The following is a 16,756-nucleotide window of genomic DNA, read 5'->3' as shown; positions in this document are numbered from 1 at the left end:
TCGCAGCACTGATGGCGCGAGCGCAGCCGATGGCCATGTCGTCGGCATGGCTGAAGATCAGGTCCAAATCGGGATGTGCCGTCAGGAAGTTCTGGCATACAGACTCGCCCTGGTCCGGCGTCCAGTTGGTCGGCTGTTCGGCGACGATCTCGTATTTCGCGCCGGCCTTGTCCAACGCGGCGCGGAAGCCCTCCGTATCGAGCTTGACGATGGTATAGGCCGGGTCGCCCATCACGATGCCGATCTTGGCCGTGTGGTCCTTGGGCAGGATGTCGGCAGCCATTTCCCCGGAAACATAGCCGGCCTTGTAGTTGTCTGTCGCGACCAGCGCCGACAACCCCGGATAAGGATCGTTGACCTTCCGCTTCGCCGAGTCGCCGACCTGAAGAGCAATGGCGACAACCGGAATTTTCGCAGCGTTGAGCTTGTCGACGAAGGATTCGGACACCACGGAATCAAGTGGGAGGAAGCCGACGGCGTCGACCTTCTGGGTGATCAGGTCGTCCAGAGCGTTTCCCTGCTTTTCGACACTGCCGCGCGGATCGAGAACGACCGCTTTTACGCCGGCTGCTGCCGCAGCCTCTTTGAAGCCGTCGGCCGTGGACACGTTGTACGGATACTCCAAGCTGGCCGGAACATAGCCGAAGGTAAGTTCCTTGGCATTGGCGGGCCCCGCCCATAGCAGAGCTGCTGCCGCAGTTGCCATCAAGCAACGGATTCCACTCGACGTATTGAGAACCCTGATGCCAACGTCTTTGTTAAGTTCGCGCATGTTATTCCTCCCTTGACCATGCCTAGCTCACGCTTCCAGGCGTGCGTCATCGCCCTCGATGAAAGGGGAAAAACTTTTCCGAGATCGATGAACGCGTCACCTGTGGCGCTGCGTATTTTCGAGAGGCAGTAGAGCTTTGAGCAATCCTCTCGAATATCAATTCCGTAACATAGCGGAGGTCTTCAAGACAGGGCGTGCGAGTTGCGCCGCGAAGCACGTTATAAGTTTTTATTATTAGCTCAGTCCACATGAAGCTCGATCGCGGTAATGAATTCCGAGCTGGCGGATCGAACTAGCAATCCTAGTGCTTTCGCAAATTTGTCAAACTATGGCTTGGCAAGATTGGAGTCACGGGCCGGTAGGATGGTCGACCTGCGATGGAGTAGCAGCGCGTTGGCTGATGTGCAGCGCCGCCTCTCAAGGGCCGGTTTGATGCGACCGCTAGATGCGATATGGAAAACTCGACCTAGAACCGCCCGCCGGCTTCTGGGGCGAGAGGCAGCCCGCCGCCTTGCAGCAGCCCCGCATTCAATAGGGGGCGGTTGGCACCACCAGAAAGCGTTGACTTCCTCTTCAGATGACATCGCCCGGAACTCCCACGAGTCCGACTTAACTGCATACCGGCGCCCATACAGGCCTTCCGGCCTCGTTTAACGCCTCGTGCCAGTCATCGAAACCAAAGTAGTGGCAATAGCGTTCGTCGGATTGATCGAAGGCGCAATATCGCCTTGCGCATCTGCGATGCTTCCCTGAATTTCTCGTCGATTGAAAGTCGAACATTTATGTCGCAACCCTACCAGGGCATCCTTGTGCGGGTTGACGCTAGGGCTGCATCAAATCCGAAGGCTTATAGGCAAATCTTACCTAAGGATATGGCCCCGCCTGGATTGAGTGGAACCAACTAGCGAGGACCGAGCTTTGAAGCCCGAGGCAGTCGTAGGGCTCGAGCCCGATTGTCTTCAGCTGGGCGCGGATACCGTCCATATGAGACGCCAATCCCGCAATACAGACTGGCGACAGGCCTGCGTGAAACGGCAAGGAAGGCTCTGGTCAAACCACTATGTTGTGGTAGAGTGATTATACCAGTTGATAACGGACGATCGGCGCGGCCATCGTTGGAAAACGGGAGCAAGCATAGATGACAACGATTGCGCTGTTCGGAGCCGGCGGCAAAATGGGCTACCGCCTGTCGACCAATTTTCGCAGATCGGACTACACGATCCGCCATGTCGAGGTCAGCGAGGCGGGCCGCGAGCGGCTGAAGACCGGACTGGGATTCGATGCGGTCAGCGCCGACGAGGCGCTCAAAGGTGCCGACGTGGTGATCCTGGCCGTTCCGGACACTCATATTGGCAAGGTGGCGGCGAGCATCGAGAGCAAGCTGGCGGCGGGCACGATGGTGGTGGTTCTCGATGCCGCCGCTCCCTTCGCCGGCCATCTGCCGGACCGTCCCGACCTCACCTATTTCGTCACCCATCCCTGCCATCCGCCGATCTTCAACGACGAGACCGACATGGCGGCCAAGAAGGACTTCTTCGGCGGCGTCAAGGCCAAGCAACATTTCGTCAGCGCCCTGATGCAGGGGCCGGAGGCGGACTACGCCAAGGGCGAGGCGATCGCCCGGATCATCTGGGCACCGGTGATGCGCTCGCATCGCGTCACCGTCGAGCAGATGGCGCTGCTGGAGCCCGGCCTTTCAGAGACGGTGTGCGCCTCGTTGCTGGTCGTCATGAAAGAGGCGATGGACGAAGTCGTGGCGCGCGGCGTCGAACGGCAGGCCGCACTCGACTTCCTGCTCGGCCACATGAACGTGCTCGGCGCCGTCATCTTCGGCGAGACCAAGGGCGTGTTCTCCGACGCCTGCAACAAGGCGATTGAATTCGGCAAGCCGGTGCTGATACGCGACGACTGGAAGCGTGTCTTCGAACCGGAAGAAATCGCTGCGAGCATCCAGCGCATTACCTGAGGCGCTCCTCCTTCTCCCCTTGTGGAGATGCTCCAGCTGCCGGCGACGGCGATCCTTCGCGCACCCCTCAACCGTCTCGGCGCTGGGCGCCGATACACCTTCTCCCACAGGGGAGAAGGAAAGGCGTGAATCGCACATCAGATACATATCACCTGAAATAGTGGTTGACTCATTATACCAGTTGGCTAAGCTGTTCTCGAGCTCGGATAATCAGGTTTCGCGGGAGTCGAAGCCTGAACGAGTGGAGGACGGGGGAGTGACGATCTGCTCGGGAGGAGCCCGCACGCGGCTTGATTCCGACGCGATCCGCCGCCTGACCAATTCAGACGCAGACAGAGGCCCGATTTGCCAGGGCAAATATTTTTTCAACGGGAGGACTTCATGAAACTCACTCGCAGAATGACCCTTGCAGCTTTCGCCGGCGTGCTGGCGCTCGGAACGGCGATGCCTGCCTATGCGGCGGACCTGATCGCCATCATCACTCCCTCGCACGACAATCCGTTCTTCAAGGCGGAAGCCGTCGGCGCCCAAGCCAAGGCCAAGGAACTCGGCTACGAGGCGCTGGTGCTGGCCCATGACGACGACGCCAACAAGCAGTCCGAGCTGATCGACACGGCGATCGGCCGCGGCGCCAAGGCGATCATCCTCGACAATGCCGGCGCTGACGCCACGGTCGCTGCCGTGCAGAAAGCCAAGGACGCTGGCATCCCCTCCTTCCTGATCGATCGCGAGATCAACGCCACCGGCGTCGCCGTGGCGCAGATCGTCTCCAACAACTACCAGGGCGCCCAGCTCGGCGCGCAGGAGTTCGTCAAGCTGATGGGCGAGAAGGGCAATTTCGTCGAGCTGGTCGGCAAGGAATCCGACACCAATGCCGGCATCCGCTCGAAGGGCTATCACGACGTCATCAACGACTATCCGGACCTCAAGATGGTGGCGCAGCAGTCGGCCAACTGGAGCCAAACGGAAGCCTATTCCAAGATGGAATCGATCCTGCAGGCCAACCCGGACATCAAGGGCGTGATCTCCGGCAACGACACGATGGCGATGGGTGCCTATGCAGCACTCGCCGCCGCCGGCGCCAAGGATGTCATTGTCGTCGGCTTCGACGGCTCGAACGACGTGCGCGACTCCATCACCTCCGGCGGCATCAAGGCGACCGTGCTGCAGCCGGCCTTCGCGCAGGCGCAGATGGCTGTCGTGCAAGCCGACGACTTCATCAAGAACAAGAAGTCTCCCGCCCAGGAAAAGCAGCTGATGGACTGCGTGCTGGTCAATGGCGACAATGCCAAGCAGCTGGAGACTTTCGCGCTCACCAACTGAGCCGGCATCACATCAATCGCAAGGGACGGACCTCCGGTTCGTCCCTTGCCCAATTTCCGTGGGTGCTTCCTGACCGCCATGCCGAACAAACTGACCTGGTTGAGCTACGCCGTGCCAATTCTTGCCGGAATGGCCGGCCTCGGGCTCACCGCCTGCAAGATCCTGCCGACACCGTCGATGCAGGGCGGCGGCAACGCGCCGGCCTTCAATCCCGACAAGATGATCGAGGACATCTGGGCGCCGAAGGTAATCCCCTATCTGCAGCAGAAGGGCGGACCGTTCCCGGAAGTGCACGCCTTGGCCACCACCGATCCGGCTGCCGCCGGCGCCAAATACGGCAATCCGAACAAGCAGGCGAATTCGCCCTGGACCTTCGCGGTGCGGCTGGAGGGCAAGATCGTCGCCGCCAACACCCAGTCGCGCGCGGCGACCATCGATGTCGATGTCGACGGCGACGGCAAGGCCGATGCGCGGCTGCAGATCGGACCGGCGGTGCGCGGCACCGCGCTGCGCGACAGCCTCGACTTCATCCAGTTCAACGACTTTACCAACCAGATCGACTTCGCCCAGTTTGGCAAGGCATTCAACATTTATGCCGACAAGACGGCGCTGTCCAAGCTGCCGCGCGAGGCGCTCGAGGGCCGCAGCGCCAAGGTGCTCGGCGCCTATACGCTGGGCAGCGGCCAAGACCTGCCGCTGGTGACGCCGGCGGAGGCCGAGATCGGGCCGAAGCCATGAGCGCGGAAGCCGAGCGCGACGTCATCCTGAAGCTGGAGGATGTCTCCAAGGTCTATTCCGGCACGGTCGCGGTCAAGCGCGCCAATTTCGAGGTGCGCAGGGGCGCGGTCAACGTTCTGGTAGGCGAGAACGGCGCGGGCAAGTCGACGCTGATGAAGATCATCGCCGGCGTCGAGCAGCCGACCGCCGGACGCATCCTGCTCGAGGGTGAAGACGTGTCGTTCGCCTCATCCGGCGATGCGGTGAACCGCGGCATCGGCATGGTGTTCCAGGAGCTCAACCTGTTCGGCAACCTGACCGTCGCCGAAAACATCTTCGCCACCCGCGAGATCACCAACCGGTTCCGCAAGATCGACCGCAAGGAGCAGGAGCGCCGCGCGGCCGAATTCCTCGAAAGGCTGCAGGCCGGCATCCGCCCGGACATACTCGTCGAGGATCTGCGCATCGGCCAGCAGCAGCTGGTCGAGATCGCCAAGGCGGTCTCTCTCGACGCGCGCATCCTGATCATGGACGAGCCGACCTCGGCGCTGAGTGCGGCGGAAGTCGAGATCCTGTTCAAGGTCATCGCCGACCTCAAGGCGCGCGGCGTCGCCATCGTCTACATCTCGCACCGGCTGGAAGAGCTGATCCGCATCGGCAACTACATCACCGTGTTGCGCGACGGCCGCATCACCGGCCAGGAGCAGATGAAGAACGTCGACACGCAGTGGATCGTGCGGCAGATGATCGGCTCCGATGCCAAGGATTTCGCCAAGGCCGACGGCCACGCTCCCGGTGAGGAGATCTTCCGCGCCGAAGAAATCTGCCTGCCGCGCGCGACCGGCGGCCTTGCAGTCGACCATGTCTCGCTGTCGCTCCGCGCCGGCGAGATCTTGGGCATCTACGGCCTGATGGGCGCCGGGCGCAGCGAACTGTTCGACTGCATCATGGGCCGCCACGGCCATGCCACGGGTTCGATCTTCATCGATGGCAAAAAGGTAAGGGAACGCGACACGACGCGGCGCATCCGCCGTGGCCTCGCGCTGATCCCCGAAGACCGCCAGCGCGAAGGGCTGGTGTCGATCCTGTCCGTCGCCAGCAATCTGACGCTGGCCAGCCTGTCGCGCTTTGCCCGCCTGTTCCACATCCGCGGCGCCGAGGAAAGACAGGCGGTGGCCGGCATGGTGCGGGAGCTAGCGATCAAGGTCGCCGACCCGGCGCAGGAAGTCTCGTCGCTGTCCGGCGGCAACCAGCAGAAGGTGGTGATCGGCAAGGCGCTGCTCACCGGTCCGAAGGTGCTGCTGATGGACGAGCCCAGCCGCGGGATAGATGTCGGCGCCAAGGCCGACGTTTTCCGCACTATGCGTAAACTGTCGCGCGACGGGCTCGGCATCCTGTTCGCCACTTCGGATCTCGACGAGGTGATGGCTCTGTCCGACCGCATCGCGGTGATGAGCAATGGAAAGCTGACCGGCATGTTCGATCGCGCCGAGGCAACGGAAGCGGCGATCGTCGCCGCATCGGCGCTTGGCCACGGACCCGCAGGGCCAACGGAGACAAACGCCCATGACTGACATTCCGGCCAAGGCGGCTGCCCCCACCGCTTCCAGCGGTTCGCTGCTTCTTACATTGATGAAGCTCAGGACCTTCATCGCGCTGATCGCGGTGTTGGTGTTTTTCTCGATCGCCGCGCCCAATTTCCTGTCGGCGGCAAACCTTATCCTAATGGCCAAGCACGTGGCGCTGAACGCCTTCCTGGCCATGGGCATGACCTTCGTCATCATCACCGGCGGCATCGACCTGTCGGTCGGTTCCATCGTCGGCTTGTGCGGCATGGTTGCCGGCTATCTGGTGCTGAACGGCATCGACCTGCAGATCGGCTACACGATCTATTTCAACGTCGTCGAGATCGCGCTGATCACGCTGGCCGTCGGCATAGCGATCGGCGCCGTCAACGGGCTGCTGATCACCAGGCTCAACGTCGCGCCATTTATCGCCACGCTCGGCGTGCTCTATGTCTCGCGCGGCCTGGCGCTCTTGTCGTCCGATGGCCGCACTTTCCCCAATCTGGTCGGCAAGACGGAACTCGGCACCACCGGCTTCGGCTATCTCGGCGCCGGCAAGCTGCTCGGCCTGCCGGTGTCGATCTGGATCCTGATCGTCGTCGCGCTGGGCGCGGCCTATCTCGCGAAATACACGCCGCTCGGCCGCCATATCTTTGCTGTCGGCGGCAACGAGCGGGCGGCGCGCATTTCGGGCGTGCGGGTCAACATGGTCAAGATGTTCGTCTACATGTTCTCCGGCTTCTGCGCTGCGATCGTCGGCCTGATCATCTCGTCCGAGCTGATGGCCTCGCATCCGGCGACGGGCGAGAGCTTCGAGCTCAACGCCATCGCGGCCGCGGTGCTCGGCGGCACCTCGATGTCGGGCGGGCGCGGCACGATCGGCGGCACCATCGTCGGCGCCTTCGTCATCGGTATCCTCTCCGACGGACTGGTGATGATGGGGGTGAGCTCGTTCTGGCAGATGGTGATCAAGGGCCTCGTCATAATCGTCGCCGTCGTCGTTGACCAGGCGCAGCGCCGACTGCAAAGCCGCGTTACACTGATGCAGATGGCAATGGTGGGCTGAGCATGGCGGGGTTGCGGGGAGCGCTGATCGGCTGCGGCTTCTTTGCCGTCAACCAGATGCAGGGCTGGCGCGAGATCGAAGGCGCCTCGATCGTCGCCATCTGCGACCGCGATGCGGAACGGCTCAGGATCGTCGGCGACCAGTTCGGCATCGCGAGGCGCTATAGCGACGCGGCCGCCATGTTTGCGAACGAGACGCTCGACTTTGTCGACATTGCCACCACCGCGCCCAGCCATCGGGCGCTGGTCGAGATGGCGGCCGCGCAACGCGTACCCGCGATCTGCCAGAAGCCGTTCGCGCCGACGCTTGCCGATGCCAAGGCGATGGTGAAGGCTTGCGCGGACGCCGACGTGCCGCTGATGGTGCACGAGAATTTCCGCTGGCAGTCGCCGATCCAGGCGGTGCGCGCCGTGCTCGACAGCGGCGAGATCGGTACGCCGTTCTTCGGCCGCATCTCGTTCCGCTCCGCCTATGACGTGTTTTCCGGCCAGCCCTATCTGGCGACCGGCAAGCGCTTCATCATCGAGGATCTCGGCATCCACATTCTCGACATCGGCCGCTTCCTGCTCGGCGACGCCTCGACGATCACGACGCGGACCACGCGCGTCAATCCCGCCATTGCCGGCGAGGATGTCGTGACCATGCTGATGGATCATGCGAGTGGCGCCACATCCGTGGTCGATTGCAGCTATGCGACGAAACTTGCTGTCGAGCCGTTTCCGGAGACGCTGATCGAGATCGACGGCAGCGACGGCACGATCCGCCTGGCGCAGGGCTACAAGCTTACTGTTACGGGCAAGAGCGGAACGGTGGTGAGCGACGTCTCGCCGCCGCTGCTCTCCTGGGCATCGCGTCCCTGGCACAACATCCAGGAAAGCGTCGTCGCGATCCAGCAGCACTGGGTCGACTGCCTGGCGACAGGAAAAGAACCTGCGACCTCCGGCGCCGACAATCTCAAGACCTTCGCGCTGGTCGAGGCCGCCTATGCGGGCGCGGCGAGCCACGAGCCGGTCCACCTCGATGCCTTGCTGAAATGACCGCCGACGCTTTCCAGCTCTATGGCACGCACGCGGTCGAAGCCGCGCCGGTCAGGCTGAGTGCGGGCGCGCTAAGCGCCGATTTCGTCAACGGCAATCTGCGCACGATCCGCCATGGCGGCACCGAGGTGCTGCGCGCGATCGCCTATATCGTGCGCGACCGCGACTGGGGCACGTATGAGCCCGTACTGACCGACCTGGTCATCGACCAGCGCGTCGATGCATTCTCGGTCAGCTATGCGGCACACTGCACGGGACCGGACGGCAGCAAGCTCGGCTTTCGCGCCACCATCAAGGGCTCTGCCAGCGGCGAGTTGTTCTTTGACGTCAGCGCCCTGCCCGAGAGCGATTTCGAGACCAACCGCTGCGGCTTCTGCATCCTGCATCCGATCGCCGGGCTGGCCGGCAGCCCGGTGACGGTCGAGCACACCGACGGCAGCGTGGTGGATACCAAGTTGCCGCTGCAGATCGATCCCTGGCAGCCGTTCAAGGATATTCGCGCCATCACGCATCAGGTCCGTCCAAGTGTGGCCGCCGAATGCCGTATGGAAGGCGACATTTTCGAAATGGAAGACCAGCGCAACTGGTCGGACGCCTCCTACAAGACCTATGTGCGGCCTCTCGCATTGCCGTGGCCTTACAAGCTGCCGGCCGGCGAAACCAACCGCCAGACGATCACGCTGCGCATCACCGGCGACGGCAAGGCGCCGGCAGTCGCCACTACCTCCGAACCGGTCCGCGTGGCGCTTGGTGAACCCGGTGCGGCGCTGCCCGAGATCGGCGTTGTCATCTACCCCGAAAATGTCGAGGCAACGCTGGCGATCTTGCCCTTACTAACAGTGCTGGGGCCACGCCAGTTGCTGTTCCACTACGATCCGACGCGCGGCCATGGCTTCGAGGCGCTGCGCGCCTTCGCCCAACTCGCCGAGGCCTACAAGTCGGGCACGACGCTCGAATGCGTGGTTGCCTGCGACGGCGATCTCGATGCCGAACTTTCCGGCATCGCCGGCATGGTGCGCCGGGCCGGCTTGCGACTCGATGCCATCGCCGTCTCGCCTTCGGTCGACCGGCAGTCGACACCGCCGGGCAGCGCGTGGCCGCCCTGCCCGCCACTCGAGAATGTCTATGCGGCGGCGCGGCGCGCCTTCCCGGACATCCGCCTCGGCGGCGGCATGTTCAGCTATTTCACCGAACTCAACCGCAAGCGCGTTCCCGTCGGCCCGCTCGACTTCATCACCCATTGCACCTGCCCGATCGTGCACGCGGCCGACGATCTCAGCATCATGCAGTCACTGGAGGCGCTGCCCTTCATTACGCAATCGGCGCGGGCGATCTTCGGCGACAAGCCGTACCGAATAGGACCATCGACCATTGCCATGCGCCAAAACCCCTATGGCGGCGCGACCAAGGACAATCCGGATGGCCAGCGCATCGCCATGGCCAATCGCGATCCGCGCCACGCCGGCCAGTTCGCGGCCGCCTGGGCGATCGGCTATGCCGCGCGTGTGGCATCAGCCGGGCTGGAGATGCTGACGCCGTCGAGTTTCGCCGGACCGTTCGGACTGCTGGCGTCGTTGGGCGAGCCCGCCAAGGACGGCGCGCCCCGGCCGCTTTTCCATGCCGTGAAGATGCTTTGCGACCTCGTCGGTCATCAGCATGTCCCTACTACGGTCAGCGATGACACCCGGGTAGCGGCACTCGCCAGCCGCTCCTCGATGGGCGAGACGATCGTCTGCCTGGCCAACCTGACAGCAGGCGAGGTTGAGGTCGACATTTCCGGTCTGGGCAAGGCATCGCTCATCATGCGGAATGGGAGTGAGCGCGCCATCAGCCTGGATGCGGGCGGCAGGCTGGCGATGCCGCCTTACGCGATCGCCCGGATCGGCTGAACCGTCACTTCTCGGAATTCATCACATAGAGGGCACGCGAGCGTTCAAGGTGCTTGATCATTGCCTTCTCGGCGCCATCGGCATCCTTCTTCTCGATGCGGCCGATGATCTCCTCGTGCTCAGTCAGCGTGAACTTTTCCTTGCCGGTCCAGATCAGCATCTCGGTGTGGTATTCCTTCAGCCAGCCGAGCATCGCCTCGCTGACGGCGACATAGATCGGGTTGCCCGAGATCGCCGCGATCTGGGTGTGGAACTTCATGTCGGCGGAGATGAAGGCTTCGGAGTCGCCGCGAAAGCTGCGCTGCTCTGCAATGGTGGCCCTCAACCGCTGCACATCCTCGGCCGTGGCCTTCTCGGCGGCTTCCCGGACCATGCCGCGCTCGAAGAAGATGCGCGCGCTTTTGAGGTGCTCCAGCGTGTCCTTCGACGACGACAGGATTATCTTGGCCGCGCCATCGACCTGCCTGATGATCGACTTGGCGGTCAGTTGCAGCACCTTGGCACGCTCGCCATGCGAGATAGCGACGAGGCCCATATTGCTTAGCGCCTGCATTGCCTCGCGAATTGCTGGCCGGCCGACCTCGAAACGCTCCATCAATTCGCGCTCCGACGGCATGTCGTCGCCCGGCTGCAATTCGCCGCTGGTGATCAGGCGCTTCAGTCGCGCAAAGACTTCATCGGAAAGCTTTCGCCGGACGATCGGCTCCGAACGGTTCATCGTCGCGAATCACTCCCTTGACCCTGCTCTATCTAGCATTGCCGCGGCGGTTCCCGGAATGCCCGTCCGCCGGTCGGACTGTATCCTTTGGGCAGGATATTGCTTGCAATACTTATGTACTCATTATACCAGATTTCGAACGACAGGGAATTGTTTTCGAACCCCTTTTCGACCCGAGACGGCCGGCCATGATCATCCTCACCTATCGCATCGAAACGTCCGGCAGCATCGAGGCGATGGCGGCCAAGATCGCCAGCGACCAGTCGACCGGAACCTTCGTCGCGCTGCCCGGCGAGACTGAGGAGCTGAAGGCGCGCGTCGCGGCCCATGTGCTGGCGATCCGGCATTTGCCCGATGCGGAGCAGCCATCCATTCCCGACGCCGGCCCTGGCCCATTCAAGCGCGCCGATGTCGACATCGGCTTCCCGTTCGACGCGATCGGCACCGACCTTGCGGCACTGATGACCATCGCCATTGGCGGCACCTATTCGATCAGGGGTTTTTCCGGGATCCGCGTCGTCGACATGAAGCTGCCGAAGGAGTTCAGGGGCGCCCACCCCGGCCCGCAATTCGGCGTCGCCGGCAGCCGCCGGCTGACCGGCGTCGAGGGCCGCCCGATCATCGGCACCATCGTCAAGCCGGCGCTCGGCTTGCGGCCGCACGAGACGGCCGCGATGGTGGGCGAGCTGATCGATGCCGGCATCGACTTCATCAAGGACGACGAGAAGCTGATGAGCCCGGCCTATTCGCCATTAGCGGAGCGGGTGAAGGCGATCATGCCTTTGATCCTCAACCACGAGCAGAAGACCGGCAAGAAGGTGATGTATGCCTTTGGCATCTCGCATGCCGATCCCGACCAGATGATGCGCAACCATGACCTTGTGGTCGAAGCCGGCGGCAATTGCGCCGTCATCAACATCAATTCCGTCGGCTTCGGCGGCATGGCTTACCTCAGGAAGCACTCCGGCCTGGTGCTGCACGCCCACCGCAATGGCTGGGACATCCTCACCCGCCATCCCGGCCTCGGCATGGATTTCATGGTCTGGCAGCAGTTCTGGCGGCTGCTTGGCGTCGACCAGTTCCAGATCAACGGCATCGGCTCGAAATACTGGGAGCCGGACGACTCCTTCATCCGTTCCTTCGAGGCGGTGACGACGCCGCTGTTTTCGCCTGATGATTGCGCGCTGCCGGTGGCGGGCTCGGGCCAATGGGGCGGACAGGCGCCTGAAACCTACGAACGTACCGGCCGCACGGTCGACCTGCTCTATCTGTGCGGTGGCGGCATCGTCAGCCATCCGGACGGACCGGGCGCCGGCGTGCGCGCCGTGCAGCAGGCCTGGCAAGCAGCGGTCGACGGCATCCCGCTCGCGGACTTCGCCAAGAGGCATGTCGAGTTGGCGCGCTCGATCGAGAAGTTCGGCGACGGCAAGGCGGCCTGAGCAATGCGGGACCTTCTGCTCAGCTATTATGGCGACGACCTCACCGGCTCGACCGATGTGATGGAGGCGCTCGAACTCGGCGGCGTGCCGACCGTGCTGTTCATGCGCCAGCCGGATGACGCACAGCTGGCGCAATTCTCGCATTGCCGTGCCGTCGGCCTGGCCGGCACCAGCCGCAGCGAGTCGCAGCAGTGGATGGACACGCATCTCAAGGTGGCCTTCGGTTGGCTGAAGACGCTTGAGGCCGAAATCTGCCACTACAAGGTCTGCTCGACCTTCGATTCCAGCCCGACGATCGGCAGCATCGGCCGGGCGATCGAGATCGGCCGTTCGGTGTTCGCGCAGGACAGCGTGCCGCTGGTGGTCGGCGCGCCGCAACTCAAGCGCTACACCGCCTTCGGCCATCTGTTCGCCGGCTATCGGGACAAATACTACCGCATCGACCGCCATCCGGTGATGAGCCGCCATCCGGCGACGCCGATGGACGAGGCCGATCTTTTGATCCATCTGGCGCGGCAGACCCGGCTTGCCTCGGGTCTGCTCGACCTGGCGACGCTGCGTTCGGCCGACCGCTCAGCGGCCTTCGATCGCCTCGCCGCTGATGGCGCCGCCATCGTACTCATCGATGTCGATAGTCCGGAAAGCCAGGCGTTTGCCGGCAAGGAGATCTGGCGCACGCGCAAGCAAGGCGGTTCCTTCGTCGTCGGCTCGTCCGGCGTCGAGTACGCGTTGCTCGCCGAATGGGCAGAGACTGTTGTTGTTCGGGCCGAGTCCCGCTTTTCGGCGCCGGGTGCTGCCGGCCGCGTCGGGGTCGTCTCGGGCAGTTGCTCGCCGACCACGGAACGGCAGATCCGCCATGCGTTGACCGACGGCTTCGACGGCATCGAAATCGATCCCATCGAACTGGTCTCGGACAATTCCGAACAGGCGATCGTGCGCGCGGCGGCAAGCGGCCGCGCCAGCCTGGAAGCCGGGCGCAGCGTCATCCTTTACACGGCACTCGGACCTGCCGCTGATCGCGGTGCCGAGATCGATCGGCAGCAAGGCGCCCGCCACAAGCTCGGCCGCGGCCTTGGCACGCTGCTGCGACAACTGACCGAGCAGCAGAACCTGAAGCGCGTCATCATCGCCGGCGGCGACACGTCGAGCCATGCACTGGGGCAGATGGGTGTCGACGCGCTGACGGTCAGGATGCCGCTTCCAGCGTCACCCGGCTCGCCGCTCTGCGTCGCCCATTCGCGCATCGCGGCGATAGACGGGCTGGAGGTCGCGCTGAAGGGTGGCCAGGTCGGAACCGATCGCTATTTCTCAGCGATCCGCGACGGCCTCGGCGGTTAGCTTTCAACCCAAGCAGCGAAACCTAAACTGGCAGTTGAATGTGGGGAAAGGCGGTAGCGCCCTCTCGCTGCCATCGCTCCCGGAAGGGAGGCGCGGTGGCAAGGCATTCATCGACAAGATTCGACAGACAGCCCCTAAGTTGATTGCAGACGAGGCGGCGGCAGCCAGGGTGCCATCTACCTGGAGAATTTAGATCAGGACGCCGAGTTATGGATCGCTCTTCACGGCCGAAAAGGCAGGCCTTTGGCAGGCCGCTTCATCGCAGCTTTGACAGGCCAATGGGTCTAGCCCTGCTGCCCTCTGGCATGCTGCATTACGCTAAGAATTCTCCAAGCGGTCAGATCGGTTGGACAGGAGGTTTGGATCAGAACAGGTTTGATGCGATAGCGAGGGCGTGGAGACTCAGGAAGCAGTTTCCAGGGCTTTCGGGTAGGGCGACCGCTTCCAGTTGATATACAAGCTGGCATTGACGACCGCTATGAGGCGCAAAGCGGCCATTGCTGAGCTGTCGCGAGCACGACTGGTATGAGTCACACCCGCCCTTTCGCACGCCGTTGCCGCCGATCACCGCACTCGCCGTCGGAGAGCCTTTTGAAATACAGGGGCCTGCGCTACGTCTCACAGGTGACATCGACCAGACGGAGAAAATTGACCAACGGGCCCCAAAATCATTCCATCTAAAACTCATGAATTTATCTGGCAAAACTCGCTTAATTCTTGAAGAATTAAGCGTAACACATTGATATGTTATAATTTGGTGGGCCCGGAGGATGTGCCGGGACCGTTGATTTCATTGGCTTTCTCGTGGGCCAAAATCAGAAATCTTCCCGTATCGCTCCGTATGGTTCCGCGCCTAAGCAAAGGACGCTGCACAAGATGGGGCTTCATGCAGGTCTGAGCCCCCGACCACTGTGGCGAGCGAGCAATCTTGGGTGAGATGAGCAATGCTGGCCGCAAGCTCCATAGGTCCACCTAGGTGTTCAAGCACCTGGCGGGCAAGCGACTCCGACTCCTCCTTGGAAAGAGGCGGTACGTCGATGACGCTCAGACGGTCTCCAGAAAAGGAATAGCTGCTTGCCTGGGCCCGGATATGCTCAACTCCATATCGTCGGAAGACAATGAGCAATTTTACACGACCCACGTTGGCCGCGGCGTAATTGAACAATGGCTGGAGACTTGTCGCTGTCATGAGCATCATCGACGACGAGGAGCAGGTCACCGGAACCAAGCTCTTCTAGAGACACCTTGGTGATCTCCATTGTCGGTGAGACAAGCCTGATCCTAGTCGCAGACTGATCGGCGGCGATTTGGTCCAGAATGGCTTGGAGCTCGAGATTTGCCGCCGCCGCCAGACCCCGTTACCAGCGTCACGCCAACGTCCGGATTCTTGTGTGCTTCCAAGGCTTCAGCAAGGGGAGCTTCTCTGCCGACCAGCTGCCAAGTATGGGTGAACAAGGTTTCCTTGCGTGCGAGAGCCGCAAAGAATTCCTGAGCCGTTTCCCACGGACTTGTGGGAGAGACGCCGAGAAGGCTATTGTCGATGTAGTTATCAGCATCCCAAAGGCTTCGGGTCGTTCCTAATATTCGGTTCAATCCGCTCAATGACGGGCTCGAACGCGGCATTAGCGACTTCGATGAGCACAGATCGATCAGCCCCGGCGACTGGCAGGGACGCAATGATGGCATTGGGATCCATGAGAGGATGATCCTTTTGGAGTGGCGTTTGGGACATCAGCCTGCGGTCGCCATGCCGACGGTGGTTCTTAGTGTGGTGGCCAATCGAGCCCAGGCGCTACCCTATGCTTACATGCGCACAGGCAGGATACGTGAGAATTTCGCAGATGCGGTCCAAAGCAGATGGGGCAGCACCTGCGGGCAGTCCGTCATCCAGGTCCTGCAAGGTGGGAGCTGAGTTGCTTACCTCAGCAGTGCCGCTCGCCCGCGCTATGGCCGGCAGTTCTAAGCTTTAGAGGAATAATGCGGGGCCGTTTTCGGATGAAAACGCCGATTGCCAAACGCCGCACCGGCTGGAATTTTTCGCGCTCAGCCTCTCCGTAAGCCGTAAAAGCGCGGAAAATTACGTGTCGCTGAATTTTCCGCGCTTTTGGATTCACGAGCGGGAATTTTCCGCGCTTTTAAACTGATCGGAGCTATTTAAATCGCTTGAGAATCCATCCGTTGCTACAATATCAAAGAGCGCACGGGGCAGACCGACACCAACTGGAGGCAAAGCAATGGAAGAGATTCAGAAGCGCCGCGTCGGCCGCCCAATTGGCAGCGGCGTCAAGAACAACGATCAGGCCCTTGCCAAGGTCGCAAGTATCTTGCTGGATAATCCTTCCATGAAGGCGACTTCAGCCATGAGGCGGGTCCTCAATGATATGTCCAGCTCGCGGAGGGAGACAGACGTTACCTTGATCCGTCGATGGCAGGGGCGCTGGAAGCTGAACAGACAGAAATTCATGAACGAAGCGGCGGCAACGAGAGCTGCAAGGACGGCGAGAGCGCCCTCGCGCACGACGTCATCGATCTCCGACTCGGCTAGCGAGTACCTTATGCGGAAAGCCAAAGAGACGGCGAGTATGTACAATTTTTCGGAAGCATCTGCTCTCCAAAAGGCCGCGGCTGGATACCTCGATACGCCCCTCAGGAAAGAGGTACATGGTGTTTTAGACTCACTGGCGCTGAGGACGGCGCTGGGTCTTCACGAATCGTCCATTCAGCGAGAATTGCGGCGCATGACGGATTCCACTGTCATGGAACGATGCTGAAAGCCTTGGAGGAGCAGGATCGCTTCCTTGCCGAGCTGAAAAAATGGGGTTGAGGCTACAAAAACTGCCCAATAACGGCAATTGACGCCAAGGCAGCGCGCGACCGGTTCGCGAAGGACAGATTTCGGCCCCAGCCGGGACTGAAACGACGCATT

At 62.1% G+C, this 16,756-nt stretch carries 12 protein-coding genes; 10 read left to right on the top strand and 2 right to left on the bottom strand.

Annotated elements, in window-relative coordinates; genetic code table 11:
• Nucleotides 1–772, bottom strand: a 772-nt coding sequence (locus EN738_RS07885; RefSeq protein ID WP_145966832.1) for a sugar ABC transporter substrate-binding protein, incomplete at its 3' end; no start/stop codon positions are given.
• A gap of 1,138 nt (nt 773–1,910) precedes the next feature.
• On the opposite strand from EN738_RS07885, the gene EN738_RS07880 reads away from it, so the two are divergent.
• The 7 genes from EN738_RS07880 to EN738_RS07850 all read left to right on the top strand — a co-directional run bounded on the left by EN738_RS07880 (nt 1,911) and on the right by EN738_RS07850 (nt 10,335).
• Nucleotides 1,911–2,738 carry a phosphogluconate dehydrogenase C-terminal domain-containing protein gene (locus EN738_RS07880; protein ID WP_127283204.1) on the top strand — a complete coding sequence of 276 codons (828 nt, stop codon included), beginning with the start codon at nt 1,911–1,913 and terminating at the stop codon, nt 2,736–2,738.
• A 381-nt stretch (nt 2,739–3,119) separates the two neighbouring features.
• Nucleotides 3,120–4,061, top strand: a complete 942-nt coding sequence (locus EN738_RS07875; protein WP_127283203.1) for a D-ribose ABC transporter substrate-binding protein — start codon at nt 3,120–3,122, stop codon at nt 4,059–4,061.
• Nucleotides 4,062–4,139: 78 nt separating this feature from the next.
• A complete protein-coding gene (locus tag EN738_RS07870; protein WP_127283202.1) occupies nt 4,140–4,799 on the top strand; it encodes a DUF2291 family protein in 660 nt (219 codons plus the stop codon).
• Nucleotides 4,796–6,352, top strand: coding sequence for a sugar ABC transporter ATP-binding protein (locus tag EN738_RS07865; protein WP_127283201.1), 1,557 nt, complete (start codon nt 4,796–4,798; stop codon nt 6,350–6,352). Before EN738_RS07870 ends, EN738_RS07865 begins: the two co-directional genes overlap by 4 nt.
• Nucleotides 6,345–7,409 carry an ABC transporter permease gene (locus EN738_RS07860; RefSeq protein WP_127283200.1) on the top strand — a complete coding sequence of 355 codons (1,065 nt, stop codon included), beginning with the start codon at nt 6,345–6,347 and terminating at the stop codon, nt 7,407–7,409. Before EN738_RS07865 ends, EN738_RS07860 begins: the two co-directional genes overlap by 8 nt.
• A 2-nt stretch (nt 7,410–7,411) precedes the next feature.
• A complete protein-coding gene (locus EN738_RS07855; RefSeq protein ID WP_127283199.1) occupies nt 7,412–8,446 on the top strand; it encodes a Gfo/Idh/MocA family oxidoreductase in 1,035 nt (344 codons plus the stop codon).
• Nucleotides 8,443–10,335 carry a hypothetical protein gene (locus tag EN738_RS07850; RefSeq protein ID WP_127283198.1) on the top strand — a complete coding sequence of 631 codons (1,893 nt, stop codon included), beginning with the start codon at nt 8,443–8,445 and terminating at the stop codon, nt 10,333–10,335. The genes EN738_RS07855 and EN738_RS07850 overlap by 4 nt, the downstream gene beginning before the upstream one ends.
• Nucleotides 10,336–10,339: 4 nt before the next feature.
• Here the strand turns inward: EN738_RS07850 and EN738_RS07845 are convergent, their stop codons facing one another.
• Nucleotides 10,340–11,053 carry a transcriptional regulator NanR gene (locus tag EN738_RS07845; RefSeq protein WP_127283197.1) on the bottom strand — a complete coding sequence of 238 codons (714 nt, stop codon included), beginning with the start codon at nt 11,051–11,053 and terminating at the stop codon, nt 10,340–10,342.
• A 188-nt stretch (nt 11,054–11,241) separates the two neighbouring features.
• Here EN738_RS07845 and oiaX point away from each other — a divergent pair, with 188 nt between their 5' ends.
• The 3 genes from oiaX (at nt 11,242) to EN738_RS07830 (ending at nt 16,601) form a co-directional block, all read left to right on the top strand.
• The gene (gene oiaX / locus EN738_RS07840; RefSeq protein ID WP_127283196.1) at nt 11,242–12,492 is read left to right on the top strand and encodes a 3-oxo-isoapionate-4-phosphate decarboxylase OiaX; all 1,251 of its coding nucleotides are present in this window, start codon (nt 11,242–11,244) and stop codon (nt 12,490–12,492) included.
• Nucleotides 12,493–12,495: 3 nt separating this feature from the next.
• Nucleotides 12,496–13,830, top strand: a complete 1,335-nt coding sequence (locus EN738_RS07835) for a four-carbon acid sugar kinase family protein (RefSeq protein WP_127283195.1) — start codon at nt 12,496–12,498, stop codon at nt 13,828–13,830.
• A gap of 2,234 nt (nt 13,831–16,064) precedes the next feature.
• On the top strand, nt 16,065–16,601 hold the full coding sequence (locus tag EN738_RS07830) for a hypothetical protein (RefSeq protein WP_126043593.1): 537 nt from the start codon (nt 16,065–16,067) through the stop codon (nt 16,599–16,601).
• Nucleotides 16,602–16,756: the final 155 nt, after the last annotated feature.

It is taken from the genome of Mesorhizobium sp. M4B.F.Ca.ET.017.02.2.1, from assembly GCF_003998955.1.
In the GTDB taxonomy this organism is placed as follows: Bacteria; Pseudomonadota; Alphaproteobacteria; order Rhizobiales; family Rhizobiaceae; genus Mesorhizobium; species Mesorhizobium abyssinicae.
The sequence above is the reverse complement of the archived record's forward strand: the minus strand, read 5'-3'. Positions and strand labels throughout refer to the sequence as shown.